2 protein-coding genes are annotated in these 3,216 nt (G+C 72.5%); both read left to right on the top strand.

Features of this window, described 5'->3' with window-relative positions; genetic code table 11:
* On the top strand, window positions 1-1,057 hold a 1,057-nt coding region (locus tag E1266_RS36500), incomplete at its 5' end, for an acetyl-CoA C-acyltransferase (RefSeq protein ID WP_132055046.1).
* Window positions 1,054-3,195, top strand: a complete 2,142-nt coding sequence (locus tag E1266_RS36495; RefSeq protein WP_132055043.1) for a 3-hydroxyacyl-CoA dehydrogenase NAD-binding domain-containing protein — start codon at window positions 1,054-1,056, stop codon at window positions 3,193-3,195. The genes E1266_RS36500 and E1266_RS36495, both read left to right, overlap by 4 nt.
* The last annotated feature ends 21 nt before the right edge of the window (window positions 3,196-3,216 follow it).

The raw sequence follows: 3,216 nt of genomic DNA, 5'->3' as shown, positions 1-3,216 counted from the left end.
CCTCCCGCCCGAGCGGGTCGACGAGGTCGCCATCGCCGCCACCACCCAGACCGGCGACCAGGGCCTGACCATCGGGCGGTCCGCCGCCGTGCTGGCCGGGCTGCCGAAGAGCGTCCCCGGCTACGCCATCGACCGGATGTGCGCGGGCGCGATGACCGCCGTCACCACGTCCGGCGCGGGCATCTCGTTCGGCTCCTACGACGTCGTCATCGCGGGCGGCGTCGAGCACATGGGGCGGCACCCGATGGGCGAGGGCGTCGACCCGAACCCGCGGTTCCTCGCCGACCGGCTCGTCGACCCGTCCGCCCTGGTCATGGGCTCGACGGCCGAGAACCTGCACGACCGGTTCCCGGGCATCACCAAGGAGCGCGCGGACGCCTACGCCGTCCGCAGCCAGCAGAAGGTCGCCGCGGCCTACGCCGCCGGGAAGATCCAGCCGGACCTCGCGCCGACCGCGATCCGCTCGGCCGAGAAGGGCTGGGGGCTCGCGACCGAGGACGAGCCGCCGCGCCCGGGGACGACGCTGGAGAGCCTGGCCGCGCTGAAGACCCCGTTCCGCGTGCACGGCAACGTGACCGCGGGCAACGCCGCGGGCCTCAACGACGGCGCCACCGCCTGCCTGCTGGCCGCCGAGGACGTGGCCCGCGAGATCGGCCTCACCCCGCGGATGCGGCTCGTCGACTTCGCGTTCGCCGGGGTCGAGCCGGAGGTCATGGGCGTCGGGCCCGTCCCCGCCACCGAGAGGCTCCTCGCCCGCAACGCGCTGACGATGGACGACATCGGCCTCATCGAGATCAACGAGGCGTTCGCCGTGCAGGTGCTGGCGTTCCTGGAGCACTTCAAGATCGACGATGACGACGCGCGGGTGAACCCGTGGGGCGGCGCGATCGCCCTCGGCCACCCGCTCGCCTCGTCCGGCGTCCGGCTGATGAACCAGCTCTCGCGCCTGTTCGAGGAGCGCACGGACGTCCGGTACGGACTGACCACGATGTGCGTGGGCATGGGCATGGGCGGGACGGTCCTCTGGGAGAACGCGAACTGGGAGGGGACCGAATGAGCGACGCAGTCGACCGGGGGGCCGGGGGGACCGCCCCCAGGGAGGGAACAGTGAGCAGCCTCGCGGAACTCTTCGGCGACGAGGTCGTCACGCGCGCCTACGTCCGGGACGTGACCCTCCCGTACGGCGCGGGCACCCTCGCCCTCATCACGCTCGACAACGGCCACGACCACACGAAGCCGAACACGTTCGGCCCCGGCGGGCTCGCGGACCTGAACGCGGCCATCGACTCGATCGCCACGCGCGGCGACATCGCGGCCGTCGGCGTCACCGGCAAGCCGTTCATCTTCGCCGTCGGCGCCGACCTCAACGGCGTCCCGCTCATCCGGACGCGGGAGGACGCGCAAGCGATCGCCAAGCTGGGGCACGACGTGTTCCGGCGGCTCGGCGAGCTGGACGTCCCGTCGTTCGCCTACTACAACGGCGCGGCGATGGGCGGCGGCGTCGAGATCGGCCTGCACTGCACCTACCGGACGATCTCGTCCGGCGTCCCGGCGTTCGCGCTGCCCGAGACCTTCCTCGGGCTCGTGCCCGGCTGGGGCGGGACGTACCTGCTGCCGAACCTGATCGGCGCGGAGAAGGCGATCAAGGTCGTCATCGACAACCCGCTCGCGCAGAACCGCACGCTGAAGGGCCCGCAGGCGTACGAGCTGGGCATCGCCGACGCGATCTTCGACTCGGCCGACTTCCTGGAGGAGTCGCTGGCCTGGACGGCCCGCGTCCTGAACGGCGACATCACCATCCGGCGGCCCGAGGTCGACCGGGGCAAGGCGTGGGACGACGCGGTCGCGGCGGCCCGCTGGAACGTGGACGGCAAGCTCCACGGCGCTGCCCCCTCCTACCCACGCGCGCTCGACCTGATCGCCGCGGCGAAGGACCGCGACCGCGACGAGGGCTTCGCCGCCGAGGACGAGGCGCTGGCCGACCTCATCATGAGCGACGAGCTGCGCGCCGGCCTGTACGCGTTCGACCTCACCCAGAAGCGCGCCAAGAAGCCCGCCGGGGCGCCCGACAAGGCACTCGCCCGCCCGGTCACCAAGGTCGGCGTCGTCGGCGCGGGCCTGATGGCCTCGCAGCTCGCGCTGCTGTTCGCGCGGCGCCTGGAGGTGCCGGTCGTGCTGACCGACCTCGACCAGGAGCGCCTCGACAAGGGCGTCGGCCACGCGCACGGCGAGATCGACAAGCTGCTCGGCAAGGGCCGCGTCTCCCCCGACAAGGCCAACCGGCTCAAGTCGCTCATCACCGGCTCGCTCGGCAAGGAGGCGTTCGCCGACGCCGACTTCGTCATCGAGGCCGTCTTCGAGGAGATGTCGGTCAAGAAGAAGGTGTTCGCCGAGGTCGAGGAGCACGTCTCCGCCGAGTGCGTCCTCGCGACCAACACCTCGTCGCTGTCGGTGAGCGACATGGCGTCGGGGTTGCGGCACCCCGAGCGCGTGGTCGGCTTCCACTTCTTCAACCCCGTCGCGGTGCTGCCGCTGCTGGAGATCGTCCGGGGCGACCGGACCGACGACGCGACACTGGCGACCGCGTTCGCGACCGGCGCGCGGCTGAAGAAGTCGTGCGTGCTGGTCGAGGACGCGCCGGCGTTCGTCGTCAACCGCGTGCTGCTGCGGCTGCTCGCCGAGATCGTCCGGACGGTGGACGAGGGCACCCCGATCGAGGTCGCCGAGCGCTCCGTCGCGCCGCTGGGCCTGCCGATGCCGCCGTTCGTGCTGATGGGCCTGGTCGGGCCGGCGATCGCGCTGCACGTCAACGAGACCCTGCACGAGGCGTTCCCGGACCGGTTCCCGCTGTCGGACAACCTGGCGAAGCTGGTCGCGTCCGGCAAGACCGGCGTGTACCTGCCCGACTTCACCCTCGACCCCGAGGCCGTGGAGATCTTCGGCGGCGGTACGAGCCCGTCCACCGAGGAGCAGGTCCGCGGCCGGGCGCTCGACGCGCTCGCCGACGAGATCCGCATCATGCTGGACGAGGGCGTCGTCGCCGCCCCGCAGGACATCGACCTCTGCATGATCCTCGGCGCCGGATGGCCGTTCCACCTCGGCGGCGTCACGCCCTACCTCGACCGGTCGGGCGTCGCCGAGCGGGTCACCGGCCGCCGGTTCCTGGAGCCGGGAGCGGCCTCGCTGCCCGCCTGACCCCGCCCGCCTGACCTCGCC

This window comes from Actinomadura sp. 7K534, from assembly GCF_004348575.1.
GTDB lineage: Bacteria > Actinomycetota > Actinomycetes > Streptosporangiales > Streptosporangiaceae > Spirillospora > Spirillospora livida.
The sequence above is the reverse complement of the archived record's forward strand: the minus strand, read 5'-3'. Positions and strand labels throughout refer to the sequence as shown.

Bases quoted from the DNA above. Each gene is read 5' to 3' on its own strand.
- E1266_RS36495 (WP_132055043.1), top strand. From the start codon at position 1,054: ATGAGCGACGCAGTCGACCGGGGGGCCGGGGGGACCGCCCCCAGGGAG.